This is a genomic window from Pseudomonas sp. AB6 (genome assembly GCF_034314105.1).
In the GTDB taxonomy this organism is placed as follows: Bacteria; Pseudomonadota; Gammaproteobacteria; order Pseudomonadales; family Pseudomonadaceae; genus Aquipseudomonas.
On record NZ_JAVIWJ010000001.1, the window covers coordinates 1,455,028 to 1,471,531 of the forward strand.

12 protein-coding genes and 1 pseudogene are annotated in these 16,504 nt (G+C 55.1%); 5 read left to right on the plus strand and 8 right to left on the minus strand.

Annotated features, from left to right (window positions below):
• Positions 1–13: 13 nt before the first annotated feature.
• From RGW60_RS07135 to glgA, 5 genes and pseudogenes are all read right to left on the minus strand, one after another.
• A pseudogene (locus tag RGW60_RS07135) lies at positions 14–325 on the minus strand (DUF2934 domain-containing protein); the annotation flags it as partial.
• A gap of 17 nt (positions 326–342) precedes the next feature.
• Entirely contained in the window at positions 343–3,138 is a 2,796-nt protein-coding gene (locus tag RGW60_RS07140; protein WP_322203420.1) for a malto-oligosyltrehalose synthase, read from the minus strand.
• A complete protein-coding gene (gene malQ, locus RGW60_RS07145; RefSeq protein ID WP_322203422.1) occupies positions 3,135–5,213 on the minus strand; it encodes a 4-alpha-glucanotransferase in 2,079 nt (692 codons plus the stop codon). Before malQ ends, RGW60_RS07140 begins: the two co-directional genes overlap by 4 nt.
• On the minus strand, positions 5,203–7,017 hold the full coding sequence (treZ, locus tag RGW60_RS07150) for a malto-oligosyltrehalose trehalohydrolase (protein ID WP_322203423.1): 1,815 nt from the start codon (positions 7,015–7,017) through the stop codon (positions 5,203–5,205). The genes malQ and treZ overlap by 11 nt, the downstream gene beginning before the upstream one ends.
• Positions 7,018–7,031: 14 nt before the next feature.
• Positions 7,032–8,618: a glycogen synthase GlgA gene (gene glgA, locus RGW60_RS07155; protein ID WP_322203424.1), complete on the minus strand. Its 1,587-nt coding sequence runs from the start codon at positions 8,616–8,618 to the stop codon at positions 7,032–7,034.
• Positions 8,619–9,413: 795 nt separating this feature from the next.
• On the opposite strand from glgA, the gene gnd reads away from it, so the two are divergent.
• The 4 genes from gnd (at position 9,414) to RGW60_RS07175 (ending at position 14,653) form a co-directional block, all read left to right on the plus strand.
• The gene (gene gnd, locus RGW60_RS07160; protein WP_322203425.1) at positions 9,414–10,391 is read left to right on the plus strand and encodes a phosphogluconate dehydrogenase (NAD(+)-dependent, decarboxylating); all 978 of its coding nucleotides are present in this window, start codon (positions 9,414–9,416) and stop codon (positions 10,389–10,391) included.
• A complete protein-coding gene (gene zwf, locus RGW60_RS07165; RefSeq protein WP_322203426.1) occupies positions 10,391–11,920 on the plus strand; it encodes a glucose-6-phosphate dehydrogenase in 1,530 nt (509 codons plus the stop codon). The genes gnd and zwf overlap by 1 nt, the downstream gene beginning before the upstream one ends.
• Complete coding sequence (locus RGW60_RS07170; protein ID WP_322203427.1) at positions 11,917–12,735, plus strand: HAD family hydrolase; 819 nt, start codon at positions 11,917–11,919, stop codon at positions 12,733–12,735. The genes zwf and RGW60_RS07170 overlap by 4 nt, the downstream gene beginning before the upstream one ends.
• A 97-nt stretch (positions 12,736–12,832) precedes the next feature.
• Positions 12,833–14,653: a glycoside hydrolase family 15 protein gene (locus tag RGW60_RS07175; RefSeq protein ID WP_322203428.1), complete on the plus strand. Its 1,821-nt coding sequence runs from the start codon at positions 12,833–12,835 to the stop codon at positions 14,651–14,653.
• A gap of 17 nt (positions 14,654–14,670) precedes the next feature.
• On the opposite strand, the gene alkB is transcribed toward RGW60_RS07175, so the two are convergent.
• From alkB to RGW60_RS07190, 3 genes are all read right to left on the minus strand, one after another.
• On the minus strand, positions 14,671–15,351 hold the full coding sequence (gene alkB / locus RGW60_RS07180) for a DNA oxidative demethylase AlkB (protein WP_322203429.1): 681 nt from the start codon (positions 15,349–15,351) through the stop codon (positions 14,671–14,673).
• Positions 15,352–15,451: 100 nt separating this feature from the next.
• Positions 15,452–15,631: a hypothetical protein gene (locus RGW60_RS07185; RefSeq protein WP_322203430.1), complete on the minus strand. Its 180-nt coding sequence runs from the start codon at positions 15,629–15,631 to the stop codon at positions 15,452–15,454.
• Between the two features lie 31 nt (positions 15,632–15,662).
• The gene (locus tag RGW60_RS07190; protein ID WP_322203431.1) at positions 15,663–15,968 is read right to left on the minus strand and encodes a DUF1883 domain-containing protein; all 306 of its coding nucleotides are present in this window, start codon (positions 15,966–15,968) and stop codon (positions 15,663–15,665) included.
• A gap of 164 nt (positions 15,969–16,132) precedes the next feature.
• On the opposite strand from RGW60_RS07190, the gene RGW60_RS07195 reads away from it, so the two are divergent.
• A complete protein-coding gene (locus tag RGW60_RS07195) occupies positions 16,133–16,486 on the plus strand; it encodes a hypothetical protein (RefSeq protein ID WP_322203433.1) in 354 nt (117 codons plus the stop codon).
• Positions 16,487–16,504: the final 18 nt, after the last annotated feature.

Genomic DNA, 16,504 nt, shown 5'->3' on the forward strand with positions numbered 1-16,504 from the left:
TAGGTCAGGTCGCGGAGGGTTTACGGGGTGTGCCTGGCTTCTTTGCAGACGCTGCTACCGGAGCCGCTGCCGCTCTGGAAGTCGGTTTGGAGGCCGCTTTTGCGACGGGCTTGGACGCTACCGGCTGAGTGTCAGCTACGCCGTCAACCTTGGGCAGCTTGGGCTTGGCCGTCTTGCGCACATCCTTTTTATCGGGTGCCAACGCTTCAGCTTCGGCCAGTTTGCGGGCCATTTCCCAATGGCGCTCACCCTGGCCTTCAGGTTGCCCTTCTGACTCCCAGATTTGGTACGCAAATTCCCGAATACGTTTCTCGTCGGCACTCATCTTGGCACTCCCAGGTATTACACAGTTTGGATAATCAGGTTTACAGGAAACATTCCGAGTGCCGCACTAAGCAGCAGCTCCTCGCCCATCGAAACTGCCGCCTCGGAAAAGAGCCCCTTCCAACGATGGCTGGTCTCAGCAAATGGCAACACCACTCGTGTGTCGCCCCAACTATCTGCATTGACTAATGGAGTTTGCGCGGTGCCCAATAGTTCAGTGATTAATCGCGGCACGATTACGACCGCATGGTGTCCGTCGCTCTCTCGCGCAAACGCCAGAACGTGATCGGCATATGTACCCAGCACGCGCAAGGGAATGTAACGACCTCGGCTGAACAACCGAGAATGTTGAGCACGCAGGTTAAGTGCACGATAGATCAACGCCTGCTTGATCCTGCCATCCTGCCAGTGCTCAATCAGCGCCTCAGGGCTCAGCGCTTGCGTGAGTGCCTCGACTCTAGCGGGATAGTCCACTGGACGACGGTTGTCTGGATCTACAAGACTAAAATCCCAAAATTCGGTGCCCTGATACAGATCAGGAACCCCTGGGGCGGTGATTCGCAACAATGCTTGAGTAAGGCTGTTTAGAGCACCAGCGACGGCAATACGATTCGCCGTAGCACCCAATGATTGGCGTAAGGCCAGGCCCTCAGGCGCCAACAGCAGCCCATTGAGGAAGTCTCGGCAAGCGTGTTCATACGGCTCATTCGGCGTGCTCCAGCTGCTTAATAACTTGGCCTCCCGAAGGGCTTTTTCTTGCCACTTAACTACCCGGTCTGCGAACGACTCGAACGCAGCCTCACCATCCATATTCAGCGGCCAACTACCGAGTAACGCCTGATAAAGCATGAGTTCGTCACCGGCGCTGATGCTGACCTCGCCTACTTTTAACGGGCCTGCCAATTGTCGCCAGTGCTCGACTTGCTCGGCATACCAACCCGCGTATTCACTTAATACTGCCAGCCGTGTGCGGGAGTCTTCGCCGCGCTTGTGATCATGGGTTGCGGTGGCCAATAGGTTGTCCGGAAAAAACTCGGCGCGACGTTGGCAGGCTGCATGAAAATGTTCGGGTGTTGCGCTGAAATGCTGAGGGTGAAAGCCAACGTCATTGCGCGAGAGCAGCACTGCTGAGCGGTAAAACGAGGTGTCCTCAACGGATTTGGCGGCGACCGGTGACGTTAGTTGCTGGAAGCGCACGCAAGCATTGCGGTGGAGCTTACGCAAGCGACCCAGTGGCAATTCACGCCAAGGTTGTCCGCCGAGCCAGCGCTGCAAATACTCCAGCACTGGCCAGTCAGCTTCGCTGAGGCTAAGTCGAGCGCCTTCGAGGGCCTGTTGAAAAAAACGGTCATCTTCGGCCGAGCGCCCACCTGCACTGATGTAGGTTCGGTAGATTGGAAAGTTAACCACAAGCGCCAGAAGCGCCCGGCGAATTGCGCCAAAGGTCAAATCACGGCTCATGAGATCGCTGCGGGCTACTTGCAATAACGCCTGAGCGACGCTTTCAAAGTCACCGGCCAACGTGCCGTGCAACACCAAATTCCGAGCTTCCAGCACCTCCTGGTTGAAATCGGCGGTACGCCCGCTAAGCCGGCTCCATAGTTCGCCAAGGGGTGCTTCGCCGTTAGGGTCGTGCTGCAGCAACGACACCTGATTCATGAATTCATAACCGGTGGTGCCATCGACACCCCAGTTCAACGGCAATTGTTCGTCAGGCCCGAGGATTTTTTCGACAAAAATGGGTATGTGACTGATTTGACTCGCAACGGGGCGTTGCCAGAGCAGCCCCTGAACTCGTCGGCGCAGCTTTCGGCAGTAAGCACGTGGGTCCGCGAGGCCATCGATGTGATCAACGCGTAAGCCGTCCACTAGGCCCTCGCTGATCATTTCGAAAATTTTACCGTGGGTCGCTTCGAACACTATCGGTCGTTCGACCCGCAAACCGCCAAGTTCATTGATATCGAAAAATCGTCGCCAATTGATGTCATCGCCCGCGGTACGCCAACTGGCCAAACGATAATGCTGCCGTTCCAGAAGTTGATGAAGTCGCTCAAAGCCTTGGGTTTCACTGGCGTCAAATTGCTTCAGACCACGCTCAATAGCCTTGAAGACATCCGGCTGCTGCGAGAGCTCAACCAATTCAGCACGGGCCTGTCGGGCGCGCTCATAGGCTTGCGGATAGTGTTCAAGTGCGGCAAAACGTTGGCTCAACCCAATGAGCTTCGGGTGTTGTGCCGCATCGAGCAGCGGGGCGTAGGTGCCGGGGTTGATGGGGAAGCGGTGCTGATAATGCTCAATGTAAAACCCACCAACAGTTGCATCGAATCGCAACGGAATTTCTCCCGCTTGCAGTACGGTGCCGTAGTCACTGCTCAGGAACGGCAGCAGTAATTGACCTTCAAGCAATGGATCAGGCGAGTGCCATTGAATGTCGAAAAAGTCGGCGTATGGGCTGCGACGGCCCCACTCCAGCAGGTCCAACCACCATGGATTGTCCGAACCACCAACCGCCATGTGATTTGAAACGATGTCGAGGATCAGGCCCATGCCGTGTTTGCGCAACGCACTGACCAGCCGACGCAACGCAGGTTCGCCACCCAGTTCAGGATTGATCACCCGCGGATCGACCACGTCATAGCCATGCATTGACCCGGCCCGGGCCTTGAGCAACGGCGAGGCGTACACGTGGCTGATTCCCAAGCGGGCGAAGTAGGGCACCAGCGGCACGGCGTCGTCTAGGGTAAACCCCTTATGAAATTGCAGCCGCTGAGTGGCGCGTAAAGGTTGTAACGATGGGTTAGGAGGGATATTCATTGATCACGCTCCGCAGCTTGTAGCCGTGCTTGCGATAGCAATTCAAGACGGCGGGCAGCAGTTTCATCATCAAGCAACGTTGCACTGTCCCCAGGAAGTCGTCGGCGCCAGTTGGGATGGCTATCGATGGTGCCTGGCAAATTTGATTGCTCTTCAACGCCAAGTGCGTCCTCCATTGGCAGCAGCACCAGCGGCGCACGGGTATGACCTAGATAGCGGACACTGGCATCCACAATCTGCGCGGTTTCATTGAGAGAGTCGCGAAAGTTTGCCCAGTCTTGGCTCAATGCTTGACGCAGTCCTTCGCGCTCGCGCTGTCGGTTATCTCGCGCTTGGCACTCAGTGTCTTCATCGATCAGGCCCAGGCCCCGACTCCAATCGATATCCAGTTCATTCCACCAACCGGTAAGCGTTGGCAAATCGTGGGTGCTGGTGGTGGCCAACGCTTCGCCGGACCATTTCAGAATCGGTTTGAAATGGGCGTTGTCTTGTTCAAACAATAGGACGCGCATGCCGAGAATTGCTCTGGCTGACAGCTTGTCGTGCATGCCTTCGGGAACGGTGCCGAGGTCTTCGCCGAGCACCACTGCTTCGTGACGCAAGGATTCCAGGGCGAGCAAACGTAGCATGTCGTCCAACGGGTAGTTGAGATAGGCGCCCTCGCTGGGCGACGAGCCAACCGGCACCACCCACAGGCGTTGCAAGCCCATGACATGGTCAATACGCAAGCCGCCGGCGTGAGCAAAATTAGCTCGGAGCATCTCGATAAACGCCCGGAAACCGTTTCGTTTCAAGCCATTGGGTGAAAACGCTGAAATTCCCCAACTCTGCCCTGAGCGATTGAGGATGTCTGGCGGGGCGCCCACGGTCAGTGCTGACAGCAACTCATCCTGCCGGCTCCAGGCCTGGCTGCCCGCGCCGTCTGCGCCGACGGCCAGGTCGGCAATCAGGCCCACGCGCATGCCGCTGCTGCGTGCTGCGACTTGCGCACGCTGCAGCCCTTGTGCAATCAACCATTGGGCGAAGGCATGGAAACGAATTTCGTCGCGGTATTCGTCCGCGAAGTCAGCTACAGCTGTGCTTTGCGGGTTTTTAAATTCTTCTGGCCATTCACGCCAATCCTGGCTCATGCCACGGGAAAGGCATTGCGCCTGCAGCGCTTCAAAGCGGCAGTGATTTTCTAGCGCTTCGCCGCCCTTACTACAAAAGCTGACAAAATCTTCATTCAGCGGATGCGTGCCATTGCTGAAGCTCGCATACAGAGCGTGTAGCAGCTTCCATTTGGCCGCCGCTGCTGCTGGCCAATCGATCAGCGGCAGCCCTTCAAGACGCTCGAATTCATCGTCTAGCTCGGTATTTTCAAGCGCCACGCGCAAGTCGCGCTCACCGAGGATGGTGCCTGGGGAGGCATACAAGCTATTAAGGAATAAACGGCTAGAGGGTGAGTAGGGGCTGTAACGATGGGGGTCGCTGGCAAACATTGCGTGCATCGGGCTGATCGCAACTGCGTCGGCGCCGCGTTCTCCGGCAGCGCGAACGAAAGACTCTAAGGCCTGGATGTCACCAAATCCACCGTCACCTTGGCGCCGCAAGGAATACAGCTGCACGGTCAAACCCCATACCCGTGGGGTGGGTGTCTCGATTGCCATGGCCATGCTGAAGCAGGTTTTCGGTGCTACCGCTATCGTCAGGGACTGGCCGTCGATCAGCAACCGGTGGTAGCCGACAACCCCCGGCGTCGGCAGCTGCACGGTTTCAGTCAGTTCGCCGTTGAGGGTGACGCCTTCTTCAAGCTCCAGCACAAAAGGAGTATGGGGTGCGAACCAGCTCGAAAGATCCAGCGTATGACCGTCATCCACCGTCAGCAGGGGCGGCGCGCTGTGTTGTATATCCGACTCGCTCAAACGTTGCAGGCTGATTTCAATATCGTGAGTGCTATAGGCGGGGTATCCGAGGCCTTCCAGCACTCTGCACAATACGTCTGGGGCGACGGTTTGTGGCCGTCCGTTAGCGTCGACCCAGTGGACCGACAGCCCCGCGCGAATTGCCAATCCATGGAGTTGCTCATTGCTCATCCTGTTCCTCCAAAACATCGATCGCTGTCAGGCTGACAATTGCCGTGTAGGGGTTGAGGGTGCCGTGCCGAGAAAGTTCTGCTGCATGCGGCGGAGTTTCAAAAAGTACGGTGCCGCGTTCACAGGGGAATACATCAACCGCACGTTCGCCCAAGTTCAAGTCCATGCGTAAAACGCTACCATCGCCCATGCGCCAGCGTGCAATCAGGGCTCCGCGGCCCAGCACATTGGCCTCCAGAGGTTCGGCTCCAACAAGGCGCGGCATGATGTATTGGTGACGCAAAGAAAGCAGTTGCTTGTACAGTGCGAGCCACTGCTGGTGATCGGTCCCTTGATCGGTTTCTAAAAACACTACGTCAAAGGCCGGACGCGACTTCTCGAAGGTGCTTCGGGCATTTGGGTCAGGAATACTCTCGCGTGTTTTCTCGTCGGAGAACGCCGGAAAATCAGCAAATTCGCTACGACGACCTTCACGTACTGCTTTGGCCAACTCGCCGTGGTGACTGGTGAAAAACAGAAACGGTTCGCTAGCAGCCCAGTCATCACCCATGAACATCAATGGGATCATCGGCGACAGCAGCAACAACACGGTGGCGGTGCGCAGAGCGGCACCTGGGGTTAACAGCGGAAGACGTTCGCCGTACGCCCGATTACCTATCTGGTCGTGATTTTGCAAAAACAACACGAATGAACTAGGCGGCAAATGCCCACTCGGTTCGCCCCGTTGGTGGCCATGACGATTGTCTTCGCCCTGGAAAACGAAGCCTTCGCTTAGGCAACGGGCCAGTTTTTGTGTGGGGTCGTTGGCAAAGTCAGCGTAGTAAGCGTCGCTTTCGTCGGTTAGCAATACGTGCAGCGCGTTGTGCCCGTCGTCGTTCCACTGAGCATCAAAGCCTTCTTCCAGCAAACTGGCCGCGTTGTGCTCATTTTCCAAATTCAGCCAAACCACTCTGGGCGCATCAATGCGCTGACGTACTTGCGCTGCAAATTCTTTAAGAAACGTAGGGTCTTTGATCTGGTGCACTGCATCCAGTCGCAAACCATCGAAGCGATAGTCCAATAACCACATCAGTGCATTGTCGATAAAAAAATCGCGGACTTCGCGGCGACGAAAATCGATAGCAGCGCCCCAAGGCGTTTTAATATCTTCGCGGAAAAACCCCTTGGCGTAATTGCCCAAGTAGTTGCCGTCTGGCCCAAAATGGTTGTAGACCACGTCCAAAATAACCATCAAGCCGTGCCCGTGAGCGGCGTCGATCAAGGCTTTTAGCTGGTCGGGGGTACCGTAGGAAGATTGTGGCGCATAGGGCAGGACTCCGTCATAGCCCCAGTTGCGATCACCGGGAAATTGCGCCAAAGGCATTAGCTCGATGGCGGTGATGCCTAGTCCTGCAAGGCGCGGCAGCAGTTTTTCGACCTCGGCAAAACCGCCAAGCACACCAACATGCAGCTCATAGATAACCGCTTCATGCCACGGACGTCCTGCCCATTCAGGGTGTTTCCACGGATAAGTAGAGTGATTGATTACTCGGCTTGAAGAATGCACATCGCCAGATTGAGCCCGTGAGGCTGGATCGGGCACTTCCAGATCATCGTCGATCTTATAGCGATACAAAGTTCCGGCAGGGCAATAGGTCTCCAGCACGAACCAGCCATTGGTCTGCGACAACATCATTGCTGACGGCTGGTCGTCAAACTCGACACTTACGGATTGGGCGTCCGGCGCCCATAGGGCAAACCGGGTATGTTCTACATCCAACATGACAGCGCCGTGGCGCCAGTTTTTATCCGTGCGCATAGGCATTCGTTCAACCCCTTTTAATTGTGGACAGTTGCACCCACATTCTTTTTCAGAAGCTCCTGGTACAGCTCTGCGTAAGGTTCAACCGCTTGATGCCAGTTGAAGGGTGCGGCCATTGCGCGGCAACGCATTGCATTGAGAAGCTCGGGATTTGCGAACACTTTGATCGCCCTGGTTAGTGCCTCCGCGTAGCTTTCTATGGTGGCGTCTTCAAACAAGAAACCGGTGACACCATCCTCAATGGTGTCAGCCAGGCCACCGGTATTACGCGCTACCGGCAATGAACCGAAACGCTGAGCGTACATTTGGCTCAAGCCGCAGGGTTCGTAGCGCGAAGGCATCAATAGAAAGTCGCTGCCTGCGAACATTCGGCGGGCATCGGTTTCATTGAACCCGACGCGAACGCTGACCTGACCGGGAAAGCGCAGCGCTAAAGCACGCATCGCGTCTTCTTCCTCTGGTTCGCCGCGGCCGATAATCGCGATTTGACCGCCCGAATTGACTATGTGCTCAGCTACACCAATGGTCAGGTCCAGCCCTTTTTGGAACACCAACCGTGAAACAACTGCAAAGAGCGGCCCCTTCGACGGTTTAAGCTCAAACAGTTCACGCACATAGTCGGCGTTGATTTCCTTGCGCTGCCATTCATTGGGCTCAAACCGGCAAATCAAGTGTTCATCCGTAGCGGCATCCCAACTGGCATCGATGCCGTTTGGAATGCCGCTCAGTAGGCCTTGCTCGGCTTTGCTTTGTAAAAACCCCTCAAGCCCGCAACCGAACGCCGGGGTGGTGATTTCCTTGGCGTAGGTCGCGCTGACGGTGGTGATGTGACTGGCGTACGCCATGCCAGCCTTGATAAACGAAAGCTTGCCGTAGAACTCCATGCCTTCGGCACCAAGGGCCTGATCGGGAATACCCAACTCACGATTACAACCGGTACTGACCGTCCCTTGATACGCAAGATTATGAATCGTAAAAATGCTCGGGGTACTCTGCCCACGCCACTTCATGTAGGCAGGTGCCAGGCCGGCAGGCCAGTCGTGGGCATGAACCAACTCGGGGCACCATTGGGTTTTTACCGCACCTGCAGCAAAATCAGCGGCGGCAAGGCCCAATCGAGCAAAGCGAATATGGTTGTCCGACCAGTCACGGCCGTTGTTGTCACCATAAGGCGTACCTTCGCGCTCGTATAACTCGGGGCAGATCAGGACATAAATGACCAGACCGTCTTTCATATCCATCCGGCCAATTTTGCACGGCGGTAGAGCGGCATAACCGCTTAACTCACTAATAACGTGAATCGGATTTCCGCTATTTAATACTTGTGGATAGCCAGGAATCAGCACTCGGACATCGTGCAGGTGACGCATGGCTCGCGGCAGTGCAGCAGATACATCGCCAAGCCCTCCGGTTTTCACCAGATCAGCTAACTCCGACGTCACGAATAGGATCTTTCTTCTATTCGTCAGGGTCGTAACCGTCGGCTGTGAGGTCGGCAGCATCAGTGGAGCGCTCGTCGATGCGAAGACCGGCAGATGGGTCGGCTCGCTGGCCGGCTGATGAAAACTCTCTCCCTTCTGGGTTTTGACAGCGGCGCTAATCATCTTTTTCTCCCGTTATAAATACAGTGTTGGTGCAGCTCTCGACTTGTTATTAGCCATTCCATACGGCTGAGCACACAAGCGCTACGCAAGAACGGTACCCATTTACCGGATGCGTGATAGCAGAAAAGGGGGCAGAGCCCTAACTCGGGTTACGCCAATAGCTTAGGCTCTCTTTCATGATGACCCACCGATGTATCAGAAAGTTTCGATTATTTTTTCAAAGTGGCGTGGCGTGGGGGTCTGGGTCCAATAGGCCGGGTTCCAATGAAATATTACAAGCCATTTATTAGCTGAAACGCACTTTTTTGAGGTATGTCAAGTAGAGCGCTGAGACCAAGACCATTGGTCGGATTGTTCGACAATGACCTGTAACGTCGGCCTTCTGAAATAAATCCGCTTAATAACTCGCCTGCAATCACTAGTGAACCTTAAGCAGCGCCATTTTCCAGTGCGTACTTTTCGTATTTAAGGAAAAATTTGGCTAATTTGTGTGCACAAAAAAAACGCCTCGTACTGACTCGGTTGGATTGGGGTAAAAAGAGGGCAACATTGATAGCCGGAGCGGCAAGATGCAGCGCATCAGGGACCAGACCCACAGCGGAACGTTAACAGGCGTATCTGGTCCGAACACTCGTGACCCACGCCTGCGCACCTTCTGAAAAATATTGAAACAGGCAGGCTCACCCAGGCCCCCTGCCTTCGACATATTCTGGTACGAATGCTGCGCACTACTGGTTACGTACCGCTGGGCTATAAGGTGAGGCACCCCTTTCTTCGTATTAAGGAGCACGCCACATGCAACTTGGGATTATTGGACTGGGCCGCATGGGCGGCAATATCGCAAGACGGTTGATGCTTAATGGCCATACAACGGTTGTGTTTGATCGCGATGAAAGCGCTCGCGTCGTGCTAGCTAAAGAGGGCGCTACCGCTGCGGTTGACCTCAATGAACTGGTTGCCCGGTTAGAAAAACCGCGTGCGGTGTGGGTCATGCTTCCGGCGGGCGCTCCTACCGAAGACACGATTAATACCCTAAGTGAAATGTTGGAACCCGGCGATGTAATCATCGACGGGGGCAACAGCTTCTACAAAGACGATATGCGTCGTGCCCAGATGCTGACTAAGAAGCAACTGCATTATGTTGATGTCGGTACGTCAGGAGGAGTGTGGGGTCTGGAACGCGGCTACTGCATGATGATCGGTGGGGACTCCGCCGTAGTTGAGCATCTGGATCCGCTATTCGATAGCCTTGCTCCCGGTTACGGTTCTATTGAGCGAACCAAGGATCGTAACGCCACCGATGACCGTGCCGAGCGCGGTTATATTCATGCTGGCCCGGCTGGTTCCGGACATTTCGTAAAAATGATTCACAACGGCATCGAGTACGGAATGATGCAGGCGTTCGCCGAAGGGTTCGACATTCTCAAGATGAAGAACTCGGAAAACTTGCCGTCTGAGCAACGCTTCGATCTCAATGTTGCCGATATCGCTGAAGTTTGGCGTCGGGGCAGCGTGGTTTCTTCTTGGCTGCTGGACCTAACCGCTGATGCGCTGGCCACTGATCCTCAGCTCAATGCTTACTCCGGCAATGTGGCCGACAGTGGCGAAGGTCGCTGGACCATTGATGCGGCGATGGAGCAATCAGTGCCAGTGCCAGTGCTCTCCAGCGCATTGTTTGCTCGATTCCGCTCGCGGCAGGAAAGCACCTATGGCGATAAAATGCTCTCAGCCATGCGGTTCGGTTTTGGCGGCCATAAAGAAGGACCAAAATAATGGGACTGTCGCGTACAAAGTCCAATCAAGCGCCTAACGTTGCCCCGCCAGCCACACTGTTTCTGTTCGGTGCTCACGGTGATTTGGTCAAGCGGTTGCTGATGCCGGCGCTGTACAACCTCAGTCGTGATGGTCTGCTGGGCCACGGCGTCCACATTGTTGGCGTTGACCATAATGCGATCAGCGATGCCGATTTCGCGAAGAAGCTCGAAGATTTTATTCGCCAAGAGGCGGCAAACAAAGTCGCCGAAGGCGCAGCCGAGCCGCTGGACCCCGAATTGTGGAGCGATCTGGCTAGCCGCATCAGCTATGTGCAGGGTGACTTCCTAGACGATTCGACCTACAGCGACATCGGCGAGAAAATTAAAGCTACCGGCACCGGCAGTGCTATTTTTTATCTGGCCACCGCACCGCGTTTTTTCAGCGAAGTCGCCAAGCGATTGGGTTCGTCGGGATTGCTGGTCGAGACCGATGACTGCTTCCGACGCGTAGTGATCGAGAAGCCGTTTGGTTCCGATTTACCCAGCGCGGTGGCCCTTAATGCCTGTCTGCTAAAGGTGATGGCCGAGAAACAGATCTACCGGATCGACCATTACCTAGGCAAAGAAACCGTCCAGAATATTATGGTCAGCCGTTTCTCCAACGGATTGTTCGAATCGTTCTGGAATAACCATTACATCGACCACATTCAAATCACCGCCGCCGAAACCGTAGGTGTTGAGACTCGAGGCAGCTTTTACGAGCATACCGGTGCGTTGCGCGACATGGTGCCCAACCACTTGTTCCAGCTGCTGGCGATGGTTGCTATGGAGCCACCAGCCGCTTTCGGTGCCGATGCGGTACGCGGCGAAAAAGCCAAGGTCATTGGCGCTATTCGCCCTTGGAATGAGGAAGAGGCGCTGGCCAACTCGGTACGCGGACAGTACGCAGAAAGCACGGTGGACGACAACAGCATTGCCGGTTATCGGGAAGAGCCCAATGTAGCTTCGGACAGCACCACTGAGACATACGTAGCACTGAAGGTGATGATCGACAACTGGCGCTGGGTGGGTGTGCCGTTTTACCTGCGCACCGGCAAGCGCTTGAGTGCCCGCGACACTGAAATTGCGATCTGCTTCAAACCCGCGCCGTATGCTCAATTTCGCGATACCGACGTTGAGCAGCCAAAGCCCAACTACCTGAAGATTCAGATTCAGCCTAACGAGGGCATGTCGTTCGACCTACAGGCAAAGCGCCCAGGGCCAACGCTGGACATCGTAGACATCGAATTAGGGTTCGCTTACAAGGACTTCTTCGAGATGTTGCCGTCAACCGGCTATGAAACCTTGATTTACGACTGCTTGGCTGGCGATCAAACCTTGTTCCAACGCGCGGATAACATTGAAAACGGTTGGCGCGCCGTGCAGCCATTCCTGGATGCCTGGGCCAAGCATCCTCAAGTCGAGCAGTACAAAGCGGGTGAAGAGGGGCCTGCTGCTGCCGATGAGCTGTTGAAACGTGACGGCTTCGAATGGCGCTGCATCGGATGAGTGCCCCCGCGCAACCCCTCATCCAGTTTTTGCTTTCCGACATCGACGGCACGTTGTTAGGTCCTGACCACAGTCTGAGCCAGACCAATGTCGACGCGATCAATCAACTGCGTGCTGCCGGGATCCACTTTACGTTGGCTAGCAGTCGACCCCCCAGGGCCATGCTCCAGCAGATCGAAGCGTTGGGCATCGATCTGCCTACTGTGGCATTCAATGGTGGCCTGATCACCCACCCCGATGGCCGAGTGTTGTCCGCCCACCGTATTCCAAGTGCGGCGGCCAGAGCAAGCCTGGCGATGTTTACCGGCCAGGATTGCTCGGTGTGGGTCTTCGCCGATGATCAATGGCTATTGCGCGATCTCAACGGCGCGTTAGTTGATCATGAACGCAAGACATTGGGTTACGACCCAGTGCTGGTCTCCAGTTTTGAGCCGTATCTGGATCGAATCGACAAAATCGTTGCCGCCAGCGCCGATCATCAACTTTTGAAAAATCTGGAAGCACGGCTCAATCCGCAGATCGACGGCCTGGCGTTTGCATCAAGGTCGCAGCTGTATTACTTGGACGTGAATGCTGTTGAGGCTAACAAAGGCAACGCCTTGGTGACCCTTGCCGAATTTTTGGGAGTGCCGCTGACCCAGACTGCCGCCATTGGTGACGGCAGCAATGACGTGGCGATGTTCCATGTGGCCGGGCTGTCAATTGCCATGGGCCAAGGCGAGGAGAGTGTTCGCAGTCAGGCAGATCACGTCACTGGCAGTAATCTGGAGGACGGTGTGGCGACAGCCATACGGCGTTACATTTTGCCCGGCTAAACGACTTGATTGCTCAAAACAAGGCTTCATCCTGCAGGCCCCATGGGAGCGGGGGCCTGTCGAAAAATCACTCACTGACCTTTTCGGATATCTATCTATGGCCGCATTGATTGAAGACTATGCATTGCTAGGCAATTGCAAAACTGCCGCGCTAGTCGCCAAGGATGGTTCACTGGATTGGTTATGCTTCCCCCGATTTGATTCCCCTGCGTGTTTCGCAGCGTTGCTGGGCGATAGCAACAATGGTCGCTGGAAAATCGCTCCCTCAGATCCCATCACGTGCACTGAAAGGCATTACCGCGAAGGTACGTTGATTCTCGAAACTCTGTTTGAGACTGACAGCGGGCGCGCCATGCTGGTTGATTTCATGCCCACCGAAACGGGCAGTAGCGTGGTTCGAATCGTGGTCGGTCTGGAGGGCCACGTCGAGTTCGACATGGACCTGGCCATACGTTTCGATTACGGAAGCAGCGTACCGTGGGTTGAAATGAAAGATCCGCGCACACTCACAGCCATTGCCGGTCCGGAAATGCTAATTCTGCATACACCGGTTGAACTCTATGCTCTCGACCATCACACCGGCAGTCACTTTGCTGTCGAGACCGGCCAGCGTCAGGTGTTCGTGCTTAGCCATCAGGTGTCGAATCATCCCGTGCATTCCGGAATCGACGGCGAAGTGGCGCTGAAGAAAACCGAGCACTTTTGGCTGAAATTTTCCAGCCGCTGTCCAGAAGTGGGGCAGTGGTCAGCACAGGTCAAACGTTCGCTGATTACCCTCAAAGCGCTGACCTATGAGCCCACTGGCGGGATCGTTGCGGCGGTCACCACATCGCTGCCGGAACAGCTGGGCGGTGAGCGCAACTGGGATTACCGATTCTGTTGGCTGCGTGACGCTACCATGACCTTATTGGCGCTCATGAACCTTGGTTACTACGAAGAGGCCGATGCCTGGCGCAGCTGGCTGTTACGCGCAGTGGCGGGCAACCCAGAGCAGATCCAGATCATGTACGGCCTGGGTGGTGAACGACGACTGCCAGAGTACGAGCTGCCATGGCTGGCGGGCTACGAAAACTCGGCTCCAGTACGTATCGGCAATGCGGCGGCCACACAAGTGCAGCTGGATGTCTTTGGCGAAGTGGCCGACGCCATGGTCCAGGCCTCGAAAGGTGGTCTGCCCAGGCCGCCGCGCAGCGCTGCGATCATCAAGGTGATCATGCCGTTTCTGGAGACTGTCTGGCACCGTCCGGATAAAGGGATTTGGGAGATGCGTGCTGAGCCTCGGCATTTTACCCACTCCAAAGTCATGGCCTGGGTCGCCTTCGACCGAAATTCACACCTTGCTGAACAGTCTGCTGAAAACGATGAAGACCGTGCCCTGGCAGTCCATTACCGGGCCATCGCTGACGAGATTCATGCTGATGTGTGCCTTAACGGTTTCGATACCCAGCTAGGCAGCTTCGTGCAAACCTATGGTTCAACGTCATTGGACGCGAGCCTGTTGCAGATTGCCTTGACGGGTTTTTTGCCCGCCAACGATCCCAGAGTCTTGGGTACAGTGGCCGCCATCGAGAAGGCCCTGTTGCAGGAGGGTTTATTGCTGCGCTATGACGCTGATCGCACCGTGGATGGAGTGTCGGGCCACGAAGGGACATTCCTCGTGTGTTCGTTCTGGCTGGCCGACGTTTATGTACTTCTGGGCCGCTACGAAGACGCTGTTGCGTTGTTCGAGCGGCTATGCGGACTATGCAACGATGTGGGCCTGCTCGCCGAGCAATATGATCCGCGAGGAAAACGGATGCTGGGCAATTTTCCCCAAGCGTTCAGCCATATTGGCATCATCAATACCGCGCTGAATTTGCATCGCTCAGCGTGTCCGGCGGTGTCGAGGGCCAATGGTCGTAGCGAAACTGCAGCCTGATAGCCAGTAGCGATTAATTACTCGGCTTTACGAAAGGTAAAGTTGATGCGTTGATCGCCTAGCAAGGGGTGGTGGGCTAATTTAAGCGGTAGCACACCGTGATAGCGCAGCCGGTCTTCGCCCCCCCACACAACAACGTCGCCATGGAATAGAGAAATTCGCTGGGCTTTGGCGCTCCGCTCCGGTCCACCGAATAGAAAGGTCGCTGCAATACCCAATGAAACCGAAACGACTGGCCACTGGTAGCTGCGTTCGTTTTTATCTTGATGCAAAGACATTTTCGCGCCGGGCACATAGCGATTGACTAAACAAGCATCGGGGGTGAATCCGGCAAAGCCACATTCCGTCGCTGCAGCCTGAGCCAATTGCATGAATACTTCAGGTAGTGCTGGCCAAGGATTGCCAGTTTCTGGATCGGTTCGGGTATACCGATAACCGTTGCGATCGGTGACCCAGCCAACGTCGCCGCAGTTGCTCAACGCGACCGACATGGTAAAACCACCGGGGGTCGTCATGTGCCTAAAAGGGCATTGCTCGACAACGTGCTGCAACGCCGTTAGCAGTTGGTCTATCAACGGAAGCGCAAAGCCTCTCAGCACAAATGACCGTGGACCAATAGGCTCCGTGCGGGGAGATTGAGCGACATCTTCGGCAAACAGACTTAATGTATGGGGTTCTGAATCGATGCGCTTGAGCATTTCTATCCCCCCCCTGCGAAGCATCCAATACACAGCCCTGATGGCCGCATGTGTCGACAGTGATCGATAAACGCCCCAAGCCTGTGATCGAATCCAGCGCCTAAAGCGCTTTGCTGACTTTTACATCGGTAACCTTATCGTCGCTACCGCTGTGCATCTTTTCAAGGGTGGCGGTGGCTTCTTGCGCAGAAGCTGATTGCAATTGGGCAAACTCAAAACGGCGTTCACCGTTGAGTTTGTAGCTGATGGCATATTTAGTGGTAGGCGTAGGTTTGCTCACTAGCAGTTCCTTTCAGACGGCATTTAACCTGTCAACTCAACCGCGTAGCCGAGCGACGAACGATTTTGATGGTGTGAGTAAACTCGGGCTTGCGTCCGCCACCGGAGTCGGCTTTGCGGCCAGCAGTGTCAATTGTGATATTCCAAAAGCCGGTGCTCGGTGCTGCTATTTTTGCTGGAAATCGGTCAAAAGCGCCGCCGTGATAGGTGTGACGACCGCCGTTTTTAAAACTGCGAAAATTGGCGTCGTTCATTAAGCGGATGTTACAGAGCTGGGAGCACTCGATAACGACAATGTCGTCTTCGTTCAAGTGCTCGCGCTGATGTACAAATTTCATGGTGTCTCCGAAAAGGCTTTTTCTACAAAATCAAAAAGATAGCATGGGAGCGGCGGCATTTATCGGTCGTGAGTGGTTTTATTACGGTTATACCCGATAAAAGTGCCTAAATAGGGATCTATTCGGTCATAAGCGTGTCGTAGATCTTTTAGTGGAGTGATTTTATGAAAATAGCGGTGGCGATTTTGGCACTTGCAATGACAGGCTGCGCAACGGTTGCAGACCTTGAGCATTCCCTCCCGACCTTGAGTGTTATTTCCGGCAAAAGCCCCCAGGCTTATGCCGACTGCGTAGCTCACAAGCTAATCGACAGCCGTAAACCGCCTTTGGTTGAACCTCATCATGACGGTTTGCGTATGATTATCGCGCAGAAGTTCAGCTCTGACCCTGCTGCGGTGTTATTGATTGAGAGCCGCAGCAACAATGGCAGCTCCATCAAGCTCTATGAGCACTTTTCTAACGTGCCAATACGGCCAAAAGATGTCCAAAACGCCGCTACTGCCTGCATTTCCGGTTGATGGTCAGCAAACACCCAA

Bases quoted from the DNA above. Each gene is read 5' to 3' on its own strand.
- alkB (WP_322203429.1), bottom strand. From the start codon at position 15,351: ATGCTCAAGCGCATCGATTCAGAACCCCATACATTAAGTCTGTTTGCC.
- RGW60_RS07175 (WP_322203428.1), top strand. From the start codon at position 12,833: ATGGCCGCATTGATTGAAGACTATGCATTGCTAGGCAATTGCAAAACT.
- RGW60_RS07190 (WP_322203431.1), bottom strand. From the start codon at position 15,968: ATGAAATTTGTACATCAGCGCGAGCACTTGAACGAAGACGACATTGTC.
- treZ (WP_322203423.1), bottom strand. From the start codon at position 7,017: ATGCCTATGCGCACGGATAAAAACTGGCGCCACGGCGCTGTCATGTTG.
- RGW60_RS07140 (WP_322203420.1), bottom strand. From the start codon at position 3,138: ATGAATATCCCTCCTAACCCATCGTTACAACCTTTACGCGCCACTCAG.
- RGW60_RS07170 (WP_322203427.1), top strand. From the start codon at position 11,917: ATGAGTGCCCCCGCGCAACCCCTCATCCAGTTTTTGCTTTCCGACATC.
- RGW60_RS07195 (WP_322203433.1), top strand. From the start codon at position 16,133: ATGAAAATAGCGGTGGCGATTTTGGCACTTGCAATGACAGGCTGCGCA.
- gnd (WP_322203425.1), top strand. From the start codon at position 9,414: ATGCAACTTGGGATTATTGGACTGGGCCGCATGGGCGGCAATATCGCA.
- malQ (WP_322203422.1), bottom strand. From the start codon at position 5,213: ATGAGCAATGAGCAACTCCATGGATTGGCAATTCGCGCGGGGCTGTCG.
- glgA (WP_322203424.1), bottom strand. From the start codon at position 8,618: ATGATTAGCGCCGCTGTCAAAACCCAGAAGGGAGAGAGTTTTCATCAG.
- zwf (WP_322203426.1), top strand. From the start codon at position 10,391: ATGGGACTGTCGCGTACAAAGTCCAATCAAGCGCCTAACGTTGCCCCG.